This is a genomic window from Mesorhizobium sp. M6A.T.Ce.TU.002.03.1.1 (assembly GCF_003997275.1).
Lineage (GTDB): Bacteria > Pseudomonadota > Alphaproteobacteria > Rhizobiales > Rhizobiaceae > Mesorhizobium > Mesorhizobium mediterraneum.
Genome location: NZ_RZTI01000082.1, coordinates 19,866 through 27,077, shown reverse-complemented (window position 1 = coordinate 27,077; position 7,212 = coordinate 19,866). Strand labels below are relative to the sequence as shown.

The 7,212-nt window shown below is 63.0% G+C and carries 6 protein-coding genes; all 6 read left to right on the top strand.

The genetic code is table 11. From position 1 onward, the window contains the following. Positions 1-1,159: FAD-binding oxidoreductase (locus EOC93_RS22095; protein ID WP_164759230.1), on the top strand; the 1,159-nt coding region annotated here is incomplete at its 5' end. A gap of 12 nt (positions 1,160-1,171) precedes the next feature. Next, positions 1,172-2,173, top strand: coding sequence for a 4-hydroxyproline epimerase (locus tag EOC93_RS22090; RefSeq protein ID WP_127205695.1), 1,002 nt, complete (start codon positions 1,172-1,174; stop codon positions 2,171-2,173). 336 nt (positions 2,174-2,509) lie between these two features. Continuing rightward, positions 2,510-3,412 (top strand): branched-chain amino acid ABC transporter permease LivH, encoded by a 903-nt coding sequence (locus tag EOC93_RS22085; protein WP_127205694.1) that lies wholly within the window; start codon positions 2,510-2,512, stop codon positions 3,410-3,412. A gap of 4 nt (positions 3,413-3,416) precedes the next feature. Then, positions 3,417-5,012 (top strand): high-affinity branched-chain amino acid ABC transporter permease LivM, encoded by a 1,596-nt coding sequence (gene livM, locus EOC93_RS22080; protein ID WP_127205693.1) that lies wholly within the window; start codon positions 3,417-3,419, stop codon positions 5,010-5,012. Continuing rightward, positions 5,012-6,475 (top strand): ABC transporter ATP-binding protein, encoded by a 1,464-nt coding sequence (locus EOC93_RS22075; RefSeq protein ID WP_127205692.1) that lies wholly within the window; start codon positions 5,012-5,014, stop codon positions 6,473-6,475. Before livM ends, EOC93_RS22075 begins: the two co-directional genes overlap by 1 nt. Then, on the top strand, positions 6,475-7,203 hold the full coding sequence (locus EOC93_RS22070; protein WP_126107320.1) for an ABC transporter ATP-binding protein: 729 nt from the start codon (positions 6,475-6,477) through the stop codon (positions 7,201-7,203). The genes EOC93_RS22075 and EOC93_RS22070 overlap by 1 nt, the downstream gene beginning before the upstream one ends. Positions 7,204-7,212 lie beyond the last annotated feature (9 nt).

Below are 7,212 nucleotides of genomic sequence, written 5' to 3'. Positions count from 1 at the left end.
CGTCACGATCTTCGATCGGACGGGGATCTGCGAGGAGACGAGTTCCGGCAATGCCGCCGCTCTGGCCTTTTCCGATGTGCTGCCGCTGGCCCACAAGGGCATGATCAGGCATCTGCCGAAATGGCTTGCCGATCCGCTCGGCCCGCTCAGCATCCCGCCCGCCTACCTGCCGAAGCTGCTGCCCTGGCTTGTCCGCTTCTGGCGCGCCGGGCGAAGCGACCGCTACGAGGCCAGCCTCGCGGCGCAGGCCGGCATGATGCGGCTCGCCGAGGCCGAATGGGTCGGGCTGATGGCGCGCTCGGGCACCGGAAACATGCTGCGCGAGGACGGCTCGCTCGAACTTTACGAGAGCGAGGCCGAGTTCAAGGCGTCGCTGCCCGGCTGGGCGGCCAGGCAGCGCTTCGGCATCGGCTTCAGCCATGTCGAAGGCGATGCTCTCGCCGCCTTGCAGCCGGGCCTGTCGCCGCGCTTCGTCAAGGGTACTTTCGTGCCGGGATGGAAGACCGTTACGGACCCGAAATTATTGGGCAAGGCGATCTGGGCCTATGCCGAGACTAAGGGTGCGCGTTTCGAAAGAGCGCGGATCGACCGGGTCGAAGCGGGGCAGGACGGCGCGACATTGACGCTGGCCGACGGCACGGCGCGGCAAGCAAAATGCCTCGTCATCGCCGCCGGCGCGTGGTCGCATCTCCTGGCGAAACATCTCGGCGACCGCATCCCGCTCGAAACCGAGCGCGGCTACAACACGACCCTGCCGAAGACCGCCTTCGACGTGAAGCGGCAACTGATCTTCTCCGGCCATGGCTTCGTCGTCACCCCGCTTGAAACCGGTGTGCGCGTCGGCGGCGCGGTCGAGCTCGGCGGCATCGAGCGGCCGCCAAACTACGCCCGCTCGAAAGCGCTGCTCGAAAAGGCCAAAAGCTTCCTGCCGGGGCTTGATCCGGCCGGTGGCCGCGAATGGATGGGGTTCCGGCCGTCGCTGCCGGATTCGCTACCGGTGATCGGTGCCGCCAGGCAGGCCGGCACGGTTGTCTATGCCTTCGGCCACGGCCATCTCGGCCTGACCCAGGCGGCTGCCACCGGACGCTTGATCCGCGATCTCATTCTCGGCCAAAATCCGGTGTTTGATCTTTCTCCGTTTTCTCCGAACCGCTTCTGACGGGATCTAGAAATGGCGCGCCACTCCTTCTTCTGCATCGACGGTCACACCTGCGGCAATCCCGTGCGGCTTGTCGCCGGCGGCGGACCGCTGCTCCAGGGCGCGACGATGATGGAGCGGCGCGCGCATTTCCTGGCCGAATATGACTGGATCCGCACTGGGCTGATGTTCGAGCCGCGCGGCCATGACGTGATGTCCGGCTCGATCCTCTATCCGCCGACGAGGCCCGATTGCGACATCGCCATACTGTTCATCGAAACCTCGGGCTGCCTGCCAATGTGCGGTCACGGCACCATCGGCACGGTGACGATGGCCATCGAGCACGGGCTGATCAAGCCGAAGACGCCGGGTTTGCTCAGGCTGGACACGCCGGCCGGCCTGGTCGCCGCCGAATACAAACAGGTCGGCGAATATGTCGAGGAGGTCCGCATCACCAACGTGCCGTCCTTCCTCTATGCGGAGGGCCTGACGGTCGAATGTCCGCAGCTCGGCGAGATCAGTGTCGATGTCGCCTATGGCGGCAATTTCTACGCCATCGTCGAGCCGCAGGAGAACTATCGCGACATGGCCGACCATTCCGCCGGCGACCTCATCGCCTGGAGCCCGGTGGTGCGGCAGCGGCTCAACGAAAAGTACTCTTTCGTGCATCCCGACAATCCCGGCATCGACCGGCTGTCGCATATGCTGTGGACGGGTGCCCCGACCGACAGCCAGGCGGATGCGCGCAACGCCGTCTTCTACGGCGACAAGGCGATCGACCGCTCGCCTTGCGGCACCGGCACCTCGGCGCGGATGGCGCAGCTTCACGCCAAGGGCAAGCTTAGGGCCGGCGACGATTTCGTCCATGAATCGATCATCGGCTCGCTGTTCAAGGGCAGGGTCGAGAAGGAAGTCACGGTGGCAGGCAAGCCGGCGATCATTCCCTCGATCGGCGGCTGGGCGCGCATGACCGGATTGAACACGATCTTCATCGACGACCGTGATCCGTTCGCGCACGGATTCGTCGTCAAATAGAGAGGATCCTAACCCAAGGGAAACGAATGGAATGCAAAGATCGACTGCGTCGGCGGCGCAACGATCCCGCTCATCAACTTATTTTGACGGCGATTCCTTCGAAACGACGTGCATTTTGACGCCGAATCGTCAAAGACATTGCGTTATGCCAATGATAGGGTCCGCGATAGTCCAGAGGCCGGAAGGGAAAGAACGGGCGATCCGAGTGGCGTGCTTCAAAATCACGCATGACGATTAAAAAATGACGTTGCAATCCGGGCTCGAAACTTTACGACTAGGGGAAATACGAAAAGGAATGCGTCTGCATGGGCGACATTCCAGGGGAGCCACGACAGCATGCAGTATTTTGTCCAGCAGCTTATCAATGGGCTGACGCTGGGATCGATCTATGGACTGATAGCGATCGGCTATACGATGGTCTACGGTATCATCGGCATGATCAATTTCGCCCATGGCGATATCTTCATGATCGGCGCCTTCACCGCCCTCATCGTTTTCCTCATCCTCGGTGCGTTGTTCTACTCGGTGCCGGTGGTGATCGCGCTCTTGATCATGATGATCGTCGCGATGCTGCTGACCAGCCTGTATAACTGGACGATCGAGAAGGTGGCCTACCGGCCGTTGCGCGGCTCGTTCCGGCTGGCGCCGCTGATCACAGCGATCGGCATGTCGATCGCGCTGTCGAACTTCGTCCAGGTGACGCAAGGCCCGCGCAACAAGCCGATCCCGCCGATGGTGTCCAAGGTCTACAATATCGAGGGCATCAGCGTATCGCTGAAGCAGATCATCATCGTCGTCGTCACCGCGCTGCTGCTGGCGCTGTTCTGGTACCTGGTCAACAAGACCTCGCTTGGTCGAGCGCAAAGAGCGTGCGAACAGGACCGCAAGATGGCGGCGTTGCTCGGTATCGACGTCGACCGCACCATCTCGATCACCTTCGTCATGGGCGCGGCCCTTGCCGCCGTCGCCGGCACGCTGTTCCTGATGTATTACGGCGTCATCGCCTTCTCCGACGGCTTCACGCCCGGCGTGAAGGCGTTCACTGCGGCCGTGCTCGGCGGCATCGGCTCGCTGCCCGGCGCCGTGCTCGGTGGGCTGATGATCGGCTTCATCGAGAGCATGTGGTCGGCCTATTTCTCGATCGACTACAAGGACGTCGCCGCCTTCTCCATCTTGGCGATCGTGCTGATCTTCCTGCCTTCCGGCATTCTGGGCCGGCCAGAAGTCGAAAAGGTCTGAGATCATGGCCGATACCGTATCTCCGGAGCGCGACATCGTCGCCACCCCTATGCAACGCGCCACGCGCGAGGCGCTTTATGCCGGCGCCATCGCGCTCGGCCTGTTCGTGCTGTTCATCGGCCTGAGGACCGATCAGAACATCTCGAACGAACTGATCCTCGTACAGCGCTGGTGGCTTCTCTTTACCGTGGTTGTGCTGACCATGGTCGGGCGCTTTGTCTATGTCGCCTATGGCCAACCCTTCCTGGCCAGCCAGAAGGTCGTCGACATCGCCACCGGCCTGTTGCCGGAGAGCGCGGCGACGCGGTTCTTCCGGTTGCCGTATTTCATCGCGGCCATCGTGATTGTTGCCGTGCTTGCTCTTCTGGCCGGCTCCCTCGATGATTTGCTGGGGCCGGGTCTTGCCGGTTATGCACGGTTCGCGCGAGCGCTGGCGATCATCTATGCCCTCGCCTCGGTGCTGTTCTATTTCCGCAGCTTCATCCATGCCCACTTCTCGGCATTGGGCATCGCCGCACTGGCGATTTATCCTGTCGTCGTCGTGCTGGTGCTTGCGGTGTACAGCGGATCGATGGTGGGCGGCTTTCAGGGCTCGCTGAAATGGGTCGACAATTTCGGCATCCAGATCCTGATCTATGTGATGCTGGCGTGGGGGCTGAATATCGTCGTTGGCCTCGCCGGCTTGCTCGACCTCGGCTATGTCGCGTTCTACGCCGTCGGCGCCTATGCCTATGCGCTGCTCGGCACGCATTTTGGTCTGTCGTTCTGGATCCTGCTGCCGGCCGCCGGGGCCATGGCCGCCTTCTGGGGCGTGCTTTTGGGCTTTCCGGTGCTGCGCCTGCGCGGCGACTATCTGGCGATTGTGACGCTGGCCTTCGGCGAGATCATTCGTCTCGTGCTGATCAACTGGCGCGAGGTCACCAACGGCTCGGCCGGTATTTCCGGTATCCCGAAGGTCTCTTTCTTCGGGCTGATGTCGTTCAACGTCGCGGACGAAAACTATATCGCCAAGGTGCTCGACATCGCCCAGTCGGGCGCCTACTACAAGATCTTCCTCTACTACCTGATCCTCGGGCTCTGCCTGCTCACCGCCTTCGTCACCATAAGGCTCAGGCGCATGCCCGTCGGCCGCGCCTGGGAAGCGCTGCGAGAGGACGAGATCGCCTGCCGCTCGCTCGGCATCAACACCACCACCACCAAGCTCACCGCCTTTGCCACCGGCGCCATGTTCGGCGGCTTCGCTGGCTCGTTCTTCGCTGCGCGGCAAGGTTTCGTCAGCCCTGAATCCTTCATCTTCCTGGAATCGGCGATCATCCTCGCCATCGTCGTGCTCGGCGGCATGGGCTCGCTGGTCGGCATCGCCGTCGCCGCCATGGTGATGATCGGCGGCACCGAGGCGCTGCGCGAACTCGATTTCCTGAAGCAGGTCTTCGGTCCAGATTTCACCCCGGAACTCTACCGCATGCTGCTGTTCGGTATAGCCATGGTCATCGTCATGGTTTGGAAGCCGCGCGGCTTCGTCGGCAGCCGCGAGCCGACAGCCTTCCTCAAGGAGAGCAGGGCCGTATCCGGCTCCTTCACCAAGGAAGGCCACGGCTGATGAGTGATGCGAGCCTATCCATGAACGATGCCATCCTGCAGGTCGAGCATCTGTCGATGAAGTTCGGCGGTCTCGTTGCCATCGGCGACCTGACCTTCCAGGCCAAGCGCGGCGAGATCACCGCGCTGATCGGGCCGAACGGCGCCGGCAAGACCACCGTGTTCAACTGCATCACCGGTTTCTACAAGCCGTCGGAAGGCATGCTCACGCTCAATCGGCGCGACGGCTCGAGCTATCTGCTTGAGCGCCTGCCGAATCATGAGATCCCGGCGCGCGCCAAGGTGGCGCGCACTTTCCAGAATATTCGTCTGTTCTCGGGCATGACGCTGCTGGAGAACCTGCTGGTGGCGCAGCACAACAAGCTGATGAAGGCGTCCGGCTACACCATTCTCGGCCTGTTCGGCTTCAGCGGCTACCGAACCGCGTCGGCCGAGTCGATCGACCTGGCTAGGCACTGGCTGGAAAAGGCCGATCTCGTCGACCGAGCCGACGATCCGGCCGGCGACCTGCCCTACGGCGCGCAACGGCGCCTGGAGATCGCGCGGGCCATGTGCACAGGTCCGGAGCTGCTCTGCCTCGACGAACCGGCCGCCGGCCTCAATCCGAAGGAATCGATGGCGCTCAACGAGCTCCTGATGGACATCAAAGACAACACCGGCACCTCAATCTTGCTGATCGAGCACGACATGGCGGTGGTCATGCAGATTTCCGACCATGTCGTGGTGCTCGAATACGGGCGCAAGATCTCGGACGGCAGTCCGCACGCGGTACGCACCGACCCGCGTGTCATCGCCGCTTATCTCGGGGTCGAAGACGAGGAAGTTGAGACTGTGCTGACGGAGGTCGGCGACGAAGACGTCATCGAGCAACTGGATACGGGCCCGGATTCGGCGCACGGGCCGGGCGCATCATCTTCGTATCTCGCCGGGCCGGTGACCGACACGGTCGGCCATAGCGAAGGCGAACGCGTCACGGTGTCGAAGGGCGCCTCGAAAGCCGGGCAGCTCGATACAAGGTCGAGTGCCGCAGCAAGCAAGCCAAGCTCGAAGCCTGCCGCAGCCAAACCCAGCGCGAAATCTTCTGCCGCAGCAAAGCCAGCCGCCAAGGCACCGGCCAAATCGAAAGTCGCGGGCGTTTCGAATCGGCTCACAGCACCGCGTGGCGGCAAGGCCGACAACCTGACCCGCATCAAGGGCATCGGCACGGTCAACGAGAAGAAGCTCAACCAGCACGGCATCTTCCATTTCGACCAGATCGCGGCATGGAAGAAGGCCGACGTCGTGGCCGTCGAAGCCTATCTGGCCTTCGACGGGCGCATTGCGCGCGAGGACTGGGTTGGCCAGGCCAAGCTTCTTGCCGCCGGCAAGGAGACGGAATTTTCGCGCCGTGTCGATGCTGGGAAGGTGGAGACAAGCCATGCCTCTGCAACGCCTGCGGCGGGCAAGCGCGGGGGGCGCAAGTGATGGCCGGGACAACGCTGCTCGATATCAGGGGTGTCCAGACCTACTACGGCAACATCAGGGCGCTGAACGGCGTCGATGTCACCGTCAAGCAGGGCGAGATCGTGGCGTTGATCGGCGCCAACGGCGCCGGCAAGTCGACGCTGATGATGACCATTTTTGGTGCTCCACGGGCGCGGGCGGGTACCATCACCTTCGCCGGCACCGACATCACCCAGCTGCCGACCCATGAGATCGCGCGCATGCGCATCGCCCAGTCGCCGGAGGGCCGGCGCATCTTCCCGCGCATGACGGTGATGGAAAACCTGCAGATGGGCGCCAGCCTCGACAACCTCCAGCATTACGACGAGGACGCCGAGAAGGTGTTCACGCTGTTTCCGCGCCTGAAGGAACGCATTGCCCAGCGCGGCGGCACGCTGTCGGGCGGCGAGCAGCAGATGCTGTCGATCGCGCGCGCGCTGATGGCGCGGCCGAAGCTGCTCCTGCTCGACGAGCCGTCGCTGGGCCTGGCGCCGCTGATCGTCAAGCAGATCTTCGACGCCATCCGCGAGTTGAACCGCACGCAGGGGCTGACCGTGTTCCTGGTCGAGCAGAACGCCTTCGGCGCGCTGAAGCTCGCCACGCGGGGCTATGTCATGGTCAACGGCAATGTGACGATGAGCGGCACCGGCAAGGAGCTGCTCGCCGATCCGGACGTGCGTGCCGCCTATCTCGAAGGCGGCCATCACTGAGTTCAGGAG